Source organism: Pseudomonas sp. WS 5011 (assembly GCF_012985775.1).
GTDB lineage: Bacteria > Pseudomonadota > Gammaproteobacteria > Pseudomonadales > Pseudomonadaceae > Aquipseudomonas > Aquipseudomonas peli.
This window is the reverse complement of the sequence record NZ_JAAQXA010000016.1, coordinates 1-17,481: the sequence shown is the minus strand read 5'-3', so window position 1 is coordinate 17,481 and position 17,481 is coordinate 1. Positions and strand designations below refer to the sequence as shown.

Here is a 17,481-nt window from a genome sequence, read left to right as displayed (position 1 = left end):
TTTAGAAGCGCGATAATTAGAAGCGGTAGTGCGAGAAAGCCTTGTTGGCTTCAGCCATACGGTGCACGTCTTCACGCTTCTTAACTGCAGCACCTTTGCCTTCAGCGGCATCCAGCAACTCACCAGCCAAACGCAGAGCCATAGACTTCTCGCCACGCTTACGGGCGAAATCTACCAGCCAGCGCATGGCAAGAGCATTACGACGGGACGGACGAACTTCGACCGGAACCTGGTAAGTAGCACCGCCTACACGGCGCGACTTCACTTCGACCAGCGGAGCGATGGCGTCGAGAGCTTTCTCGAAGATTTCCAGGGGATCGCTGTTCTTACGCTCTTTAACCTTGTCCAGGGCGCCATAAACGATACGTTCGGCAACGGCTTTCTTGCCGCTTTCCATCACGTGGTTCATGAACTTGGCCAGGATTTGGCTTCCGTATTTTGGATCATCAAGCACTTCGCGCTTGGCTGCTACACGACGTCTTGGCATGTGATAAGCCCTCAAACGGTCTTCAGGTTAGCTCGGGACCGCATTGCGCCCGACCTTACTCTTATCGACTCAGAAAATTAGAAATTCGCAATTCAGTACAAACGCCGATTACTTCGGACGCTTGGTACCGTACTTCGAACGACCCTGCTTACGGTCTTTAACGCCGGAGGTATCCAGCGAACCGCGCACGGTGTGGTAACGCACACCTGGCAAGTCTTTTACACGACCGCCGCGAATCAGTACGACGCTGTGCTCTTGCAGGTTGTGGCCTTCACCGCCGATGTACGAGGAAACCTCGAAACCGTTGGTCAGGCGTACACGGCATACTTTACGCAGTGCCGAGTTAGGTTTTTTCGGCGTAGTGGTATACACGCGAGTGCACACACCACGACGCTGCGGGCAGTTCTGCAGCGCAGGCACGTCGGATTTCTCGACGATACGCTTACGCGGCTGACGTACCAGCTGGTTGATAGTTGCCATCTTAAGCTCCACTGTTGTCTTGCGACGCTATTGCCCTACAAACAAAATGGCAGAGCACGTGCCCTGCCAAATTTAGGGGTGCATGAGTCTAAAGAGACTCGCCGCCCCAGTCAAGACAAAGCCCCGCTAGCGAACTAGCGGGGCTTTGAACTTAATTGCTGCTGGAGTTCAGCGCTTCAGTCAGTGCGGCTTCCACTTCACTGGCGCTGACACGTACCGGCTGAGCCGCATCACGCTTACGCTTGCGCTCGCTGTGATAAGCCAGACCAGTACCGGCTGGGATCAGACGACCCACAACCACGTTTTCTTTCAGACCGCGCAGGTAGTCGCGCTTGCCAGTAACCGCCGCCTCGGTAAGAACGCGAGTGGTTTCCTGGAAAGAAGCCGCCGAGATGAACGACTCGGTGGACAACGACGCCTTGGTAATACCCAGCAGAACGCGGGTGTACTTGGCAACGAACTTGTCTTCTGCAGCCAGACGCTCGTTTTCACCCAGTACCGCGGTCAACTCCATCTGGTCGCCCTTGATGAAGGAGGAATCGCCCGACTCAGCCACTTCAACCTTGCGCAACATCTGACGCAGGATGGTTTCGATGTGCTTGTCGTTGATCTTCACGCCCTGCAAGCGGTAAACGTCCTGAATCTCGTTGACGATGTACTTGGCCAACGCACTGACACCCAGCAAACGCAGGATATCGTGCGGGTCGCTAGGACCGTCGGAGATGACTTCACCCTTGTTGACCTGCTCACCCTCGAACACGTTCAGGTGACGCCACTTCGGAATCAGCTCCTCATACGGATCGCTACCGTCGTTCGGGGTAATAACCAGACGGCGTTTGCCTTTGGTCTCTTTACCGAACGCGATGGTGCCGCTGATTTCCGCCAGAATCGAAGCTTCTTTCGGACGACGCGCTTCGAACAAGTCGGCAACGCGCGGAAGACCACCGGTGATGTCACGGGTCTTCGAAGTTTCTTGCGGAATACGAGCGATAACATCACCGATCGCGATCTGCGCACCGTTCGCCACACCCACCAGGGCGTTGGCCGGCAGGAAGTACTGAGCCAGTACGTCGGTACCTGGCAGCAGCAGATCCTTACCATCTTCGCCAACCATCTTCACCGCAGGACGGATGTCCTTGCCGGCAGCCGGACGATCTTTCGGATCGAGGACTTCGATGTTGGTCAAACCAGTCAATTCGTCCGTCTGACGCTTGATGGTGATGCCTTCTTCCATGCCCACGTAGGTCACGGTACCTTTCATTTCGGTAACGATCGGGTGGGTGTGCGGGTCCCACTTGGCGACGATGGCGCCAGCGTCGACCTTGTCACCTTCCTTCACGGAAATCACAGCACCGTACGGCAGCTTGTAGCGCTCGCGCTCACGACCGAACTCGTCAGCAATCGCCAGCTCACCGGAACGGGACACCGCTACCAGGTTGCCGTCAAGACGCTCAACGTGCTTCAAGTTGTGCAGACGAATCGCACCGCCATTCTTCACTTGTACGCTGTCAGCAGCCGAGGTCCGGCTAGCCGCACCACCGATGTGGAACGTACGCATGGTCAGCTGGGTACCCGGCTCACCGATCGACTGAGCAGCGATAACGCCGACTGCTTCACCAATATTGATCTGGTGACCACGGGCCAGGTCGCGACCGTAGCACTTGGCGCAGATCCCGTAGCGGGTTTCACAGCTAATCGGCGAACGTACGATCACTTCGTCGATGCTGTTCAGCTCGATGAATTCAACCCACTGCTCATCAACCAAGGTACCAGCCGGAACCAGAAGCTCCTCGGTCCCAGGCTTGAACACGTCACGGGCGATGACACGACCCAGTACACGCTCACCCAGCGGCTCAACTACGTCACCGCCTTCAATGTGCGGCGTCATCAGAAGGCCATGCTCGGTGCCGCAATCGATTGCGGTAACCACCAGATCCTGGGCCACGTCTACCAGACGACGAGTCAGGTAACCGGAGTTAGCAGTTTTCAACGCGGTATCCGCAAGACCCTTACGAGCACCGTGCGTCGAGATGAAGTACTGCAGAACCGACAGACCTTCGCGGAAGTTCGCGGTGATCGGCGTTTCGATGATCGAACCGTCTGGCTTGGCCATCAGACCACGCATACCAGCGAGCTGACGGATCTGCGCAGCAGAACCCCGCGCACCGGAGTCGGCCATCATGTACATCGAGTTGAACGACTCTTGCTCAACGGTCTTGCCTTCGCGATCAACCACTTTCTCTTTCGAGAGGTTGGCCATCATCGCTTTGGACACTTCGTCGTTGGCCTTGGACCAGAGGTCGATCACCTTGTTGTACTTCTCGCCCTGGGTTACCAGGCCGGAGGCGTACTGCGATTCGATCTCTTTAACTTCTTCGGTGGCGGCGTCAATGATGCGCGCCTTCTCATCCGGGATAACGAAGTCGTTCACGCCGATCGACACACCAGAGATGGTCGAGTAAGCGAAACCGGTGTACATCAGCTGGTCAGCGAAGATAACGGTATCTTTCAAGCCAACGGTGCGGTAGCACTGGTTGATCAGCTTGGAGATCGCCTTCTTCTTCATCGACTGGTTGACCACGTCATACGACAGGCCATCCGGCACGATCTGGAACAGCAACGCACGACCGACAGTGGTGTCGACGATACGGGTGTTCTTGGTGATAGTACCGTCGCGGTCTTTGATCACTTCGTTGATGCGCACTTTTACGCGAGCATGCAACGAGGCTTCGCCACCACGGAAAACCCGGTCAACTTCCTGCAGGTCAGCGAATACGCGGCCTTCGCCCTTGGCGTTGATCGCTTCGCGGGTCATGTAATACAGACCCAGTACCACGTCCTGCGAAGGAACGATGATTGGCTCACCGTTGGCAGGCGACAGGATGTTGTTGGTCGACATCATCAGTGCGCGCGCTTCCAGCTGGGCTTCCAGCGTCAGCGGTACGTGCACGGCCATCTGGTCACCGTCGAAGTCGGCGTTGTACGCGGCGCAGACCAGCGGGTGCAGCTGAATCGCTTTACCTTCGATCAGAACCGGTTCAAACGCCTGGATGCCCAGACGGTGAAGGGTTGGTGCACGGTTGAGCAGCACGGGGTGTTCGCGAATCACTTCGGCGAGTACGTCCCAAACCTCTGGCAGCTCGCGCTCGACCATCTTCTTGGCAGCCTTGATGGTGGTCGCGAGACCACGCATTTCCAGCTTGCCAAAGATGAACGGCTTGAACAGCTCGAGAGCCATCTTCTTCGGCAGACCGCACTGATGCAGACGCAGAGTCGGGCCCACGGTAATAACGGAACGACCGGAGTAGTCCACACGCTTACCGAGCAAGTTCTGACGGAAACGACCTTGCTTACCCTTGATCATGTCAGCCAAGGATTTCAGCGGACGCTTGTTCGAGCCAGTGATGGCGCGACCGCGACGACCGTTGTCGAGCAGGGCGTCGACCGCTTCCTGCAGCATGCGCTTTTCGTTGCGCACGATGATGTCCGGTGCGGACAGATCGAGCAGGCGCTTGAGGCGGTTGTTACGGTTGATTACGCGGCGATACAGATCGTTGAGATCCGAAGTCGCGAAACGGCCACCGTCGAGCGGAACCAGCGGACGCAGATCTGGCGGCAGAACCGGCAGAACGGTCAACACCATCCACTCAGGCAGGTTGCCCGAACCGAGGAAAGCTTCCATCAGCTTCAGACGCTTGGACAGCTTCTTGATCTTGGTTTCCGAGTTGGTTTGCGGAATTTCTTCGCGCAGACGGCCAATCTCGTGCTCCAGGTCGATCGCGTGCAGCAGTTCGCGAACGGCTTCAGCACCCATGCGGGCGTCGAAGTCATCACCGAACTCTTCGAGGGCTTCGAAGTACTGCTCGTCGTTCAGCAGCTGGCCTTTTTCAAGTGTGGTCATGCCTGGGTCGATAACGACATAGCTCTCGAAGTAGAGAACGCGTTCGATATCACGCAGGGTCATATCCATCAGCAAACCGATACGGCTTGGCAGCGATTTCAAGAACCAGATGTGGGCAACCGGCGAAGCCAGTTCGATGTGCGCCATGCGCTCACGACGAACCTTGGCCAGTGCAACTTCAACGCCGCACTTCTCGCAGATCACGCCGCGATGCTTCAAGCGCTTGTACTTACCGCACAGGCACTCGTAATCCTTTACCGGGCCAAAGATCTTGGCGCAGAACAGGCCGTCACGCTCAGGCTTGAACGTACGGTAGTTGATGGTTTCCGGTTTTTTAACTTCACCGAACGACCACGAACGGATCATCTCAGGCGAAGCAAGGCCGATGCGAATAGCATCGAACTCTTCGACTTGACCCTGGTTTTTCAGCAAATTCAGTAGGTCTTTCAAGGCCTTTCCTCCTGGCGGAGCAGAGAGCGGGCTAAACAGCCCCGCTCTCGATTCGCGTCACGTGTTATTCGGTTTCCAGATCGATGTCGATACCCAGCGAACGGATCTCTTTGATCAGTACGTTGAAGGACTCGGGCATGCCCGGCTCCATACGGTGATCACCGTCCACGATGTTTTTGTACATCTTGGTACGGCCGTTCACGTCGTCCGACTTCACGGTCAGCATTTCCTGCAGGGTGTAGGCGGCGCCGTAAGCTTCCAGCGCCCAGACCTCCATCTCACCGAAGCGCTGACCACCGAACTGCGCCTTACCACCCAGCGGCTGCTGAGTAACCAGGCTGTAGGAACCCGTGGAACGCGCGTGCATCTTGTCGTCCACCAGGTGGTTCAGTTTCAGCATGTACATGTAGCCAACGGTGGTCGGACGCTCGAACTGGTTACCCGTACGACCGTCGATCAGGCGCATCTGGCCGCTTTCTGGCAGGTCTGCCAGTTTCAGCATGGCCTTGATTTCGCTTTCCTTGGCACCGTCGAACACCGGGGTGGCCATTGGCACACCACCTTTGAGGTTGTGCGCCAAGCGAAGGATTTCCTGATCGCTCAGCTCATCCAGGCTTTCCTGACGACCGCCGATCTCGTTGTAGATCTGCTGCATGAACTTACGCAGCTCAGCGACCTTGCGCTGCTCTTCGAGCATGCGGTTGATCTTCTCGCCCAGACCTTTGGCCGCGAGGCCCAGGTGGGTTTCAAGGATCTGACCGACGTTCATACGCGATGGTACGCCCAGCGGGTTCAGTACGATGTCCACCGGCGTACCGTGGATGTCGTGCGGCATGTCTTCAACCGGCATGATCACAGAGACCACACCCTTGTTACCGTGACGACCGGCCATCTTGTCGCCCGGCTGGATGCGGCGACGGATTGCCAGGTAGACCTTGACGATCTTCAGCACGCCTGGAGCCAGGTCATCGCCCTGCTGCAGTTTGCGCTTCTTGTCTTCGAACTTGTCGTCGAGCAGCTGACGGCGGTCGGAGATGTAGGCCTGGGCCTTTTCCAACTGCTCGTTCAGGGCATCGTCAGCCATGCGCAGTTTGAACCACTGGCCGCGCTCGAGGCCGTCGAGGAACTCGTCGGTGACTTCTGCACCCTTCTTCAGGCCAGCGCCGCCTTCAACTTTCTTACCAACCAGAGCGGAACGCAGACGCTCGAAGGTTGCACCTTCAACGATGCGGAACTCTTCGTTCAGATCCTTACGGATCTCGTCGAGCTGGCTCTTCTCGATCGACAGAGCACGAGCATCACGCTCAACGCCGTCGCGTGTGAAGACCTGCACGTCGATAACGGTACCTTTGGTGCCAGTTGGCACACGCAGGGAGGTGTCTTTAACGTCAGACGCCTTCTCACCGAAGATTGCACGCAGCAGCTTCTCTTCCGGAGTCAGTTGGGTTTCGCCTTTTGGCGTGACCTTGCCGACCAGAATGTCACCTGGACCCACTTCAGCGCCGACATACACGATGCCTGCTTCGTCCAGCTTGTTCAGCGCCGATTCACCGACGTTCGGGATGTCGGAAGTGATTTCTTCCGAGCCGAGCTTGGTGTCACGCGCCACACAGGTCAGTTCCTGAATGTGGATGGTGGTGAAACGATCTTCTTGCACCACGCGCTCGGAGAGGCAGATGGAGTCTTCGAAGTTGTAGCCGTTCCACGGCATGAACGCGACGCGCATGTTCTGACCCAGAGCCAGCTCACCCATATCGGTGGACGGGCCGTCGGCCAGGATGTCGCTGCGCTCAACCTTGTCACCTTTGCTCACCAGCGGACGCTGGTTGATGCAGGTGTTCTGGTTGGAGCGGGTGTATTTGGTCAGGTTGTAGATGTCGACACCGGCTTCGCCAGTTTCAACTTCGTCGTCATTGACGCGAACTACAACACGGCTGGCATCGACGGAGTCGATCACACCGCCACGGCGAGCCACGACGCAAACGCCGGAGTCGCGCGCTACGTTGCGCTCCATGCCGGTACCGACCAGCGGCTTGTCAGCGCGCAGGGTTGGTACAGCCTGACGTTGCATGTTCGAACCCATCAACGCACGGTTGGCGTCGTCGTGCTCGAGGAACGGGATCAACGAAGCGGCAACCGAAACTACCTGCTTAGGCGATACGTCCATCAATGTGACGTCTTCAGGCGCTTTAACGGTGAATTCGTTGAGGTGACGTACAGCCACCAACTCATCAACCAGCTGACCTTTGTTGTTCATGGTCGCCGAAGCCTGGGCGATCACGTGATCGGCCTCTTCGATGGCGGACAGGAACACGATTTCATCGGTAACCAGGGTGTCTTTCACCACACGGTACGGGCTCTCAAGGAAGCCGTACTGGTTGGTACGCGCATAGGCTGCCAGGGAGTTGATCAGACCGATGTTCGGACCTTCAGGGGTCTCGATCGGGCACACACGGCCGTAGTGGGTCGGGTGTACGTCACGGACTTCGAAGCCAGCACGCTCACGGGTCAGACCGCCCGGGCCAAGAGCCGAAACACGGCGCTTGTGGGTGATCTCGGAGAGCGGGTTGTTCTGGTCCATAAACTGCGAGAGCTGGCTGGAACCGAAGAACTCTTTAACGGCAGCCGCAACCGGCTTGGCGTTAATCAGGTCTTGCGGCATCAGGCCTTCACTTTCGGCCATCGACAGACGCTCTTTGACCGCACGCTCAACACGTACCAGGCCAACGCGGAATTGGTTCTCGGCCATTTCGCCTACGCAGCGAACACGACGGTTACCCAGGTGGTCGATGTCGTCGACGATGCCTTTGCCATTACGGATATCGACGAGGGTCTTGAGGACCGCAACGATATCTTCCTTGCTCAGCACGCCCGAACCTTCGATTTCGGTGCGACCGATACGACGGTTGAACTTCATCCGGCCAACGGCCGACAGGTCGTAACGCTCGGCGCTGAAGAACAGGTTGTTGAACAGGGTCTCGGCAGCATCCTTGGTTGGTGGCTCGCCAGGACGCATCATGCGGTAGATCTCGACCAGCGCTTCCAACTGATTGGTGGTGCTGTCAATTTTCAGTGTGTCGGAGATGAACGGACCGCAATCGATGTCGTTGGTGTACAGCGTTTCGATGCGTACGACCTGAGCCTTGACCACTTTGGCCAGGATCTCAACGTTCAGCTCGGTATTGCACTCAGCGATGATTTCGCCGGTGGCCGGGTGCACGATGGCCTTGGCCGAGGTGCGACCGATCAGGTAGTCGATCGGCACTTCCAGCTCTTTGATGCCGGCTTTGTCCAGCTGGTTGATATGGCGCGCGGTAATCCGACGGCCTTGCTCAACGATGACCTTGCCCTTGTCATCGAGGATATCGAGGACGGCAATTTCACCACGCAGACGCTGCGGTACCAGCTCCAGGTTGAGGGATTCGCCCTTAACGTGGAAAACGTTGGTCGCATAGAAAGCGTCCAGCACTTCTTCAGTGCTATAGCCCAGCGCGCGCAGGAGCACAGAAGCCGGCAACTTGCGACGACGGTCGATACGCACGAACACGGCGTCCTTCGGATCGAACTCGAAGTCCAGCCAGGAGCCACGGTAAGGAATGATACGCGCCGAGTACAGCAGCTTGCCCGAGCTGTGCGTCTTGCCACGGTCGTGGTCAAAGAACACGCCTGGGGAGCGGTGCAGCTGGGAAACGATAACACGCTCGGTACCATTGATAACGAAGGTACCGTTCTCGGTCATGAGCGGAATTTCGCCCATGTACACTTCTTGCTCTTTGATGTCCTTGATCGCTTTGTTCGACGATTCTTTGTCGAAAATGATCAGACGGACTTTTACCCGCAGCGGTACGGCATAGGTTACGCCGCGCAGCGTACATTCCTTGACATCAAAAGCCGGCTCGCCCAAGCGATAACCGACGTACTCCAGAGCAGCATTGCCGGAGTAGCTGATAATCGGGAAAACAGACTTGAAGGCCGCATGCAGGCCAATGTCGCGGAACTGGTCCTTGGTCGCCCCTGCCTGCAGGAATTCGCGATACGAATCCAGCTGGATGGCCAGGAGATAAGGCACATCCATGACATCCGGCAACTTGCTAAAGTCCTTGCGGATACGTTTTTTCTCAGTATATGAGTAAGCCATCAGCGTTCCCCAGCTTGGTCACCTGCTTATTTGGCCCCTCCGACGGGAGTTGCCAGAAACTCTTGCAAACCCGAGGTTTGCGCCACCTCATCGGGTGGGTATTTCACGCTTTAGAGCAGCGAACGATTCGCCGACCTAGAACGGAAAAAGGCCGGTGGCAAAAGCCACCAGCCATCAGCCTTTCGCTTAACGCTTGGGCTGTAGACGCAAGGTCGTCGCTTACTTGAGCTCGACTTTGGCGCCAGCTTCTTCCAAAGCAGCTTTGGCTTTGTCAGCTGCGTCTTTCGCAACAGCTTCCAGAACCATGGCAGGAGCGCCGTCAACTACAGCCTTGGCTTCTTTCAGGCCCAGACCGGTCAGTTCACGAACTGCCTTGATCACGTTTACTTTCTTCTCGCCGGCTTCAACCAACATCACGTTGAATTCGGTTTGCTCTTCAACAACAGCGGCAGCAGCAGCTGGACCAGCAGCAGCAACAGCAGCGGTAACGCCGAAGGTTTCTTCCATTGCTTTGATCAGTTCAACAACTTCCAGAACAGTTTTCTGGCCAATTGCTTCGATGATTTGTTCGTTAGTCAGAGACATGACTTAAATCCTGTATTGGGGTGACAGCCTACGCAGCCATCAAATTAAACATATGATTTTGAAAGAGCTTGCGATGCCTTAGGCAGCGGTAGCTTCTTTCTGGTCGCGAATGGCCGCCAGAGTACGAGCCAGCTTGCTGGTAGCGCCTTGGATCACGCTCATCAGCTTCGCAATAGCTTCGTCGCGAGTTGGCAGCGAAGCCAACACGTCGATCTCGTTTGCTGCGAGGAACTTGCCCTCGAACGCAGCTGCCTTGATCTCGAACTTATCCTGACCCTTGGCGAACTCTTTGAAAATACGAGCAGCAGCGCCCGGATGTTCCTTGGAGAATGCAATCAGGGTCGGGCCTTTGAACACGTCGTTGAGTACCGAATACTCGGTGCCTTCAACAGCGCGCTTGAGCAGGGTATTACGTACAACACGTACGTATACGCCAGCTTCGCGGGCCTCTTTACGGAGTCCGGTCATAGCGCCTACAGTCACACCACGGGCATCAGCCACGACAGCGGACAGGGCTACTTTGGCAGCCTCGTTGACTTCAGCGACGATGGCCTTCTTGTCTTCGAGTTTAATTGCCACGGGTAAAACTCCTGCTTGTTACCGTTTCATCTGGCCGAAGCCAGATGTCGTTTTGGTGTCTGATTCGGTAAGGAACCGGGAGCACCATCTGCGTAGGCTGTTAATTTAAGACTTGCGCCACCTACGGTCTTGGATAGCCCCCGCAAAGCAGGGACCCCAAAGATTCGAGACAGCACAATTACTCGCACTGCCTCTATGTATTACGCGTCGAGCGAGCCTTGGTCGATGACCAAACCAGGACCCATTGTAGTGCTCAGGGTTACGCGCTTGACGTAAACACCTTTCGAAGTCGATGGCTTCAGACGCTTGAGGTCGGAAATCAGCGCTTCAACGTTCTGTTTCAGCTTCTCGGCGTCAAAACCAACCTTGCCGACTGAACCGTGGATGATGCCGTTCTTGTCAGTACGGAAACGCACTTGACCAGCTTTGGCATTCTTCACAGCGGTAGCCACGTCAGGGGTAACGGTGCCGACTTTCGGGTTAGGCATCAGACCGCGCGGGCCGAGCACTTGACCCAGCTGCCCCACAACGCGCATTGCATCCGGGGAGGCAATTACTACGTCATAGTTCAGGTCGCCGCCTTTCATTTCGGCAGCCAGATCGTCCATACCTACGCGATCAGCGCCCGCAGCCAGAGCAGCTTCAGCAGCTGGACCCTGAGTGAACACGGCAACGCGAACGCTTTTGCCCGAGCCGTTCGGCAGAACGGTGGCGCCACGTACAACCTGGTCGGATTTACGCGGGTCAACACCGAGGTTGACGGCTATATCTACCGACTCAGAGAACTTAACTGCAGACAGCTCAGCCAGCAGAGCGGCGGCTTCAACAAAGTTGTAAGCCTTACCAGCTTCAACTTTCTCAGCGATTGCCTTTTGACGCTTGGTCAACTTAGCCATTACACACCCTCCACGTTGAGGCCCATGCTACGAGCGGAGCCGGCGATAGTACGCACAGCTGCATCCATATCAGCTGCAGTCAGATCGGCCTGTTTGGTTTTGGCGATCTCTTCCAGCTGAGCACGAGTAACGGTGCCAACCTTAACGGTGTTCGGACGAGCCGAGCCGCTGGTCAGGCCAGCAGCCTTCTTCAGCAGAACCGAAGCAGGGGTGCTTTTGGTTTCAAAGGTGAAGCTACGGTCGCTATAAACAGTGATGATCACTGGAGTCGGCAGACCAGGTTCCATGCCCTGGGTACGGGCGTTGAACGCCTTGCAGAATTCCATGATGTTCACGCCGTGCTGACCCAGAGCTGGGCCGACAGGTGGCGACGGGTTGGCTTGTGCAGCCTTTACTTGCAGCTTGATATAAGCCGTAATTTTCTTAGCCATGAGCTACTCCAGTTTTGGGTTCTAGCGCCTTTCGGCTCCCCAGTTATTGCCTATTTATCCCAGTGACGACAAAACCCCGCAGCCTATGGCTGCGGGGTAAGGGATGCTTATGTCAGTTATGCCTTTTCGACCTGACTGAACTCCAGCTCGACCGGTGTAGAGCGACCAAAAATAGTCACCGCCACCTGGATGCGGCTCTTCTCGTAATTAACTTCTTCAACAACACCGCTGAAATCAGCAAACGGACCATCAGTCACGCGCACCATTTCACCCGGCTCGAACAATGTTTTCGGCTTCGGCTTGTCACCACTGTCGGCAACACGACGCAGAATGGCATCAGCTTCTTTTTCAGTGATCGGTGCAGGCTTATCTGCAGTACCACCGATGAAGCCCATGACGCGCGGGGTATTCTTGATCAAATGCCAAGTAGCCTCGCTCATCTCCATCTGCACCAGGACATAACCTGGGAAGAACTTACGCTCACTCTTGCGCTTCTGACCGTTCCGCATCTCCACTACTTCTTCAGTGGGGACCAGAATCTCGCCAAAAACGTCTTCCATACCAGCGAGCTTCACACGCTCGACTAACGAGCGCATAACATGCTTCTCGTAACCCGAGTAAGCATGCACAACGTACCAACGCTTAGCCACGGGACACCCTTAGCCGACAATCAACGAAACAAGCCAACCAAGCAGGGAATCTAAACCCCACAACAACAGCGCCATAACCAAAACAACAGCCACAACGATCAAAGTTGTCTGCGTGGTTTCCTGGCGAGTTGGCCAAACGACCTTGCGAATTTCAACGCGAGCTTCTTTTGCCAACACCCAAAAGGCCTGACCTTTTGATGTTTGCAGGGCAATCACGCCGGCCAATGCGGCAACAACAAGCAAGGCCAGAACGCGATACAGAATAGGCTCAGCAGAGAAATACTGATTACCGACTACGCCTGCGATTACCAGAGCAGCAACTACGAGCCACTTAAGCAGATCGAAGCGAGAGTCTTTGGCTTCAGCCTTAACATTCATCTACTAATATCCTGTAAAAAGACGCGCCAAATTCTAGGGAAAATGGCAGGTCAGGAGGGAATCGAACCCCCAACCTACGGTTTTGGAGACCGTCGCTCTGCCAATTGAGCTACTGACCTAAAAACTGAATCAGGCCGGCCATTATGCCGGCCCGATCAAAACAGATCAATCGATTAAGCGATGATCTTGGCTACGACGCCAGCGCCGACGGTACGACCGCCTTCACGAATAGCGAAACGTAGACCTTCTTCCATTGCGATGGTCTTGATCAGAGTGACAGTCATCTGGATGTTGTCACCTGGCATTACCATCTCAACGCCTTCCGGCAGCTCGCAGTTACCAGTTACGTCAGTAGTACGGAAGTAGAACTGAGGACGGTAGCCTTTGAAGAACGGAGTGTGACGACCGCCTTCTTCTTTGCTCAACACATACACTTCTGCAGTGAAGGTGGTGTGCGGCTTAACCGAACCTGGCTTGACCAGAACCTGGCCACGCTCTACGTCGTCACGCTTGGTGCCGCGCAGCAGAACGCCGCAGTTCTCGCCAGCACGACCTTCGTCGAGCAGCTTGCGGAACATTTCAACACCGGTACAGGTGGTCTTGGTGGTATCACGCAGACCAACGATCTCGATTTCTTCCTGGATCTTGACGATACCGCGCTCGATACGGCCAGTTACCACGGTGCCACGACCGGAGATCGAGAATACGTCTTCGATTGGCATCAGGAACGGCTTGTCGATTGCACGAACTGGCTCTGGAATGTAGCTGTCCAGAGTCTCAACCAGCTTCTTAACAGCGCTGGTGCCCATTTCGTTGTCGTCTTGGCCGTTCAGAGCCATTAGAGCAGAACCGATGATGATCGGAGTGTCGTCGCCTGGGAAATCGTAAGTGCTGAGCAGGTCGCGCACTTCCATTTCAACCAGCTCCAGCAGCTCAGCGTCATCAACCATGTCAGCCTTGTTCAGGAAGACAACGATGTACGGAACGCCTACCTGACGCGACAGCAGGATGTGCTCACGAGTTTGCGGCATCGGACCATCAGCGGCCGAGCAAACCAGGATAGCGCCATCCATCTGCGCAGCACCGGTGATCATGTTTTTTACGTAGTCGGCGTGACCTGGGCAGTCAACGTGTGCGTAGTGACGCACGGACGAATCGTATTCAACGTGAGCGGTGTTGATGGTGATACCGCGAGCTTTTTCTTCTGGGGCGCTGTCGATCTTGTCGAAGTCAACCTTGGCCGAACCGAATACTTCGGAGCAGACGCGGGTCAGAGCAGCGGTCAGAGTGGTTTTACCGTGGTCAACGTGACCGATAGTGCCAACGTTGACGTGCGGCTTGTTACGCTCAAACTTTTCTTTAGCCATTTTGACTGCCTCCCAGAGAAGAATTGACTCAGCATCACCGCCATAAAACAAAGGCAGATACTTGCATATCTGCCTTTATTAGATGGAGCTCATGAGCGGACTCGAACCGCTGACCTCACCCTTACCAAGGGTGTGCTCTACCAACTGAGCTACATGAGCAAAACACATTGCGAAAACAACAATGCTGGAGCGGGTAGCGGGAATCGAACCCGCATCATCAGCTTGGAAGGCTGAGGTTCTACCACTGAACTATACCCGCGGAGCCTGCAGCTCTCGCTAAATCTGGTGGAGGGAGAAGGATTCGAACCTTCGAAGTCGATGACGTCAGATTTACAGTCTGATCCCTTTGGCCACTCGGGAATCCCTCCAAACGGGGCGGCATTCTCATTCGATGCCGACCTACTGTCAAGCAATTTCTCATTAAATAACCTGAGGTTAGCCACATTGACAGCAACTTCGCAGAACACTTGTTAGCGCCACCCTGCGAAGCGGGCGCCATTCTATGCATTCTATTGAGGGCTTGCAACCCCTTCGCAAGGCATTAATTGCTGCTCTAAGCCTTTGAAGTCAAAAGCCAAACGCTGCAGCAAGGCATCATCCGCCAGACGCCGACTTTGCGGAGAGATACGCACCCAGAAACTGCGGTGCGCACGTGTCAGCTCACGCAGGGACGGCTCGTACCCGGCATGACGCAACCGCTGCATGACACTCTGCGCCGAATCGCTACGCGGAAAGATGCCCAGGGAGATACCGTTGGCCAAGTCGCCCTGAGTAATGATGTAGCTATCGATCTTGCGTGCCTGCAGCTCACGCAATTGGCGCAATGAAGCCTGCCGCGAAGCCAACGGTGGTAGATACACCCAGTAATCGACGCCCGCCGCTGCATCCATGCTTTGCACGCGCGACTGAATATCCAGGCTCAACAGCCGCTGCTCAACCGCCGACGCATCCGCCATCACCTCAAAACTACCGAGAAACAAGCACACCGCCTCAGCAGGCTGCGCCACAGCCACATCTCGCCGCGGCGGCGCACTCGACTCACTGAGCAGGCGAATATCGCGCTTACTGTCTTGCGCCATATTCAGCGGTGCAATCTCAGTAACCCGCAAAGGGGCCTGCTGCTGATGCCACACGTAATAGAACAGATTCAGTACAACCAACCACAAGAACATCCAGCGCATGCATGACCTCAGTCTATGGGGCAAGCGATCGCCAAGCCGATAAACACCAGATCCGGCACAACCCGCGCACCCGGAATAACATCCATCACCAACGGGGCATCCCCACCAGTGAGGAAAACATCAAAATCACTACCCAGCAGCTCTGCCGCCATCGCTACCTGACCACTGACAAAACCGCGCAGCATCAACAAGCATCCACGCTCAACAGCTTCAGCAGTCGCCCGACCCGGGGCCAAATTTTCAAGCGCCTTGGCCGCCTCATCGCTGTCATAGCGCGTTCTGCGGGTGTGGGTTCGCAACTGCGTGCGCATCAGCGGCACACCCGGGCAAATAAAGCCGCCCTGATGCCCACCATCTGCACCCACAAAATCCGAAGTAACCGCAGTGCCCAGGTCAATAACCAGCGTAGCCTTGCCCGATAACTGATAAGCCCCTACCACCGCAAGCCAGCGATCAAGCCCAAGGCGCTCGTACTGCTCATAGCCATTGCGCACACCCGACAAGGAAACAGCAGAGCGAGCCGCACGACACTCGACAGCAAAAGCCTGCTCAAGCAGCGAGATCAACTGCGCAGTCTCTTCGTCGCTGCGCACACTCACCAGACGACAGGCGCGTAGCTGCACAGCTTGCTCGCGGACAACCTCTATAAGCGCCTGATCCGAGTCAACGACACCACCTACGTCTGCCGTAGCCTTGCCACCACCCAGCAAGCGCCACTTAATAAAGGTATTACCGCAGTCGAGCTCAAGAATCATCACGCAACCTCAGGCTAAGCTCACCGCCGCTAAAGCTTCGCTCAGCCCCATCAACACGAAGACGAATGGCCCCAGAACGATCCACTCCTAAAACCTCACCTTCTATAGGCTCACCGCCAGCCGTTAACGCAACCGGCCGCCCCTGCCAAAGGTGACAAGCCTGCCACTCATCCTGCAAAGCTGCGAAACCACCACGCAACTGAATATCCAGATAGCGCGACAGCTGCCGATTCAACTCACTGACTAGCTCATTGCGATTTAACAGACGCCCCAACTCAGCACGCATCGAGGTCCAGGGCTGACCAATGGCTCCGTGATCGGCCGCGAGCATATTTACATTCAAGCCAATCCCGATGACCACATGACACACATCCGCCGGATCGCCAGACAGCTCTAATAGGATGCCCGCCAACTTGCGCTCACCCACCAACACATCGTTGGGCCACTTCAATCCGGCCTCAGCCACGCCAAATCCGCGAATAACCTGCAGGAGCGCCAAGCCAACTGCGAGGCTCATGCCTTCAAGCTGGCGCATGCCACCTTCAACACGAACAACCAAGCTGTAATACAGATTCTCGCCGAAGGGACTTACCCAACTACGCCCCCGCCGTCCTCGCCCACTGGTTTGCCGCTCAGCAATCACATAGAACGGCAGAGTCTGCGCTTCGGGTAACAGCCGTAATGCCTCCGCATTGGTCGAGTCCACGCTTGTCATAACGCACGCATGCCAGTGCGGCGCATCCACTTGTGCATTCAGCCAGCCAGCATCCAGCAACTGCAGTGGCGTAGCTAGCTGATAGCCGCGCCCGCGCACCTTGTGCAAGGGTAACGACAACTCAGCCTGCAAAGCCTGCAGCTGCTTCCACACAGCGGAGCGGCTCACGCCCAAAGCCGCGCCAAGCGCCTCACCGGAGTGAAAACACCCGTCTTGAAGAAGCCTTAACAATGCAAGCATGTGAGTCCCGCCAAGCAATAAGGCACGCATGATAACGATGCCCTGTTTAGTTGCCTATCAAAGGCTGAGCTGGGCATGGTTTGTTTTCGCGGCATAAAGTAAAACCCCCGACCAGTTTCCTGATCGGGGGTTTTGGTATAGGTGCTTGACGATGACCTACTCTCACATGGGGAAACCCCACACTACCATCGGCGATGCATCGTTTCACTACTGAGTTCGGGATGGGATCAGGTGGTTCCAATGCTCTA

Annotated in this window: 14 protein-coding genes, 4 tRNA genes and 1 rRNA gene; all 19 read right to left on the bottom strand. The window is 56.0% G+C overall.

What is annotated here, in order from left to right; all coding sequences use genetic code 11:
* Window positions 1-16 precede the first annotated feature (16 nt).
* The gene (gene rpsG, locus HBN63_RS16255) at window positions 17-487 is read right to left on the bottom strand and encodes a 30S ribosomal protein S7 (RefSeq protein ID WP_010490886.1); all 471 of its coding nucleotides are present in this window, start codon (window positions 485-487) and stop codon (window positions 17-19) included.
* Between the two features lie 108 nt (window positions 488-595).
* Window positions 596-967, bottom strand: a complete 372-nt coding sequence (gene rpsL / locus HBN63_RS16250; protein WP_003463319.1) for a 30S ribosomal protein S12 — start codon at window positions 965-967, stop codon at window positions 596-598.
* Window positions 968-1,118: 151 nt separating this feature from the next.
* Window positions 1,119-5,318 (bottom strand): DNA-directed RNA polymerase subunit beta', encoded by a 4,200-nt coding sequence (gene rpoC, locus HBN63_RS16245; protein WP_090256282.1) that lies wholly within the window; start codon window positions 5,316-5,318, stop codon window positions 1,119-1,121.
* Window positions 5,319-5,382: 64 nt separating this feature from the next.
* Complete coding sequence (gene rpoB / locus HBN63_RS16240) at window positions 5,383-9,456, bottom strand: DNA-directed RNA polymerase subunit beta (protein WP_160089366.1); 4,074 nt, start codon at window positions 9,454-9,456, stop codon at window positions 5,383-5,385.
* 219 nt (window positions 9,457-9,675) lie between these two features.
* Window positions 9,676-10,041 carry a 50S ribosomal protein L7/L12 gene (rplL, locus tag HBN63_RS16235; protein ID WP_090256280.1) on the bottom strand — a complete coding sequence of 122 codons (366 nt, stop codon included), beginning with the start codon at window positions 10,039-10,041 and terminating at the stop codon, window positions 9,676-9,678.
* A gap of 78 nt (window positions 10,042-10,119) precedes the next feature.
* On the bottom strand, window positions 10,120-10,620 hold the full coding sequence (gene rplJ / locus HBN63_RS16230) for a 50S ribosomal protein L10 (RefSeq protein WP_069522397.1): 501 nt from the start codon (window positions 10,618-10,620) through the stop codon (window positions 10,120-10,122).
* Window positions 10,621-10,820: 200 nt separating this feature from the next.
* Complete coding sequence (rplA, locus tag HBN63_RS16225) at window positions 10,821-11,516, bottom strand: 50S ribosomal protein L1 (protein ID WP_090256279.1); 696 nt, start codon at window positions 11,514-11,516, stop codon at window positions 10,821-10,823.
* A complete protein-coding gene (gene rplK, locus HBN63_RS16220) occupies window positions 11,516-11,947 on the bottom strand; it encodes a 50S ribosomal protein L11 (protein WP_069522401.1) in 432 nt (143 codons plus the stop codon). Before rplK ends, rplA begins: the two co-directional genes overlap by 1 nt.
* Window positions 11,948-12,063: 116 nt before the next feature.
* Window positions 12,064-12,597 carry a transcription termination/antitermination protein NusG gene (gene nusG, locus HBN63_RS16215; RefSeq protein ID WP_090256278.1) on the bottom strand — a complete coding sequence of 178 codons (534 nt, stop codon included), beginning with the start codon at window positions 12,595-12,597 and terminating at the stop codon, window positions 12,064-12,066.
* Window positions 12,598-12,606: 9 nt separating this feature from the next.
* Window positions 12,607-12,975: a preprotein translocase subunit SecE gene (gene secE, locus HBN63_RS16210; protein ID WP_090256277.1), complete on the bottom strand. Its 369-nt coding sequence runs from the start codon at window positions 12,973-12,975 to the stop codon at window positions 12,607-12,609.
* A gap of 43 nt (window positions 12,976-13,018) precedes the next feature.
* Window positions 13,019-13,094: transfer RNA gene (locus HBN63_RS16205), tRNA-Trp, on the bottom strand.
* Between the two features lie 54 nt (window positions 13,095-13,148).
* Window positions 13,149-14,342, bottom strand: a complete 1,194-nt coding sequence (tuf, locus tag HBN63_RS16200; protein WP_090377379.1) for an elongation factor Tu — start codon at window positions 14,340-14,342, stop codon at window positions 13,149-13,151.
* Between the two features lie 83 nt (window positions 14,343-14,425).
* Window positions 14,426-14,501: transfer RNA gene (locus HBN63_RS16195), tRNA-Thr, on the bottom strand.
* A 26-nt stretch (window positions 14,502-14,527) separates the two neighbouring features.
* Window positions 14,528-14,601 (bottom strand) — tRNA-Gly (locus HBN63_RS16190).
* A gap of 24 nt (window positions 14,602-14,625) precedes the next feature.
* Window positions 14,626-14,710: transfer RNA gene (locus HBN63_RS16185), tRNA-Tyr, on the bottom strand.
* 141 nt (window positions 14,711-14,851) lie between these two features.
* On the bottom strand, window positions 14,852-15,523 hold the full coding sequence (locus tag HBN63_RS16180) for an SPOR domain-containing protein (RefSeq protein WP_170050151.1): 672 nt from the start codon (window positions 15,521-15,523) through the stop codon (window positions 14,852-14,854).
* An 8-nt stretch (window positions 15,524-15,531) separates the two neighbouring features.
* The gene (locus HBN63_RS16175; RefSeq protein ID WP_170050191.1) at window positions 15,532-16,278 is read right to left on the bottom strand and encodes a pantothenate kinase; all 747 of its coding nucleotides are present in this window, start codon (window positions 16,276-16,278) and stop codon (window positions 15,532-15,534) included.
* The gene (gene birA, locus HBN63_RS16170) at window positions 16,268-17,233 is read right to left on the bottom strand and encodes a bifunctional biotin--[acetyl-CoA-carboxylase] ligase/biotin operon repressor BirA (protein WP_170050150.1); all 966 of its coding nucleotides are present in this window, start codon (window positions 17,231-17,233) and stop codon (window positions 16,268-16,270) included. Before birA ends, HBN63_RS16175 begins: the two co-directional genes overlap by 11 nt.
* Window positions 17,234-17,376: 143 nt before the next feature.
* Window positions 17,377-17,481: ribosomal RNA gene (gene rrf / locus HBN63_RS16165) — 5S ribosomal RNA — on the bottom strand; the annotation flags it as partial.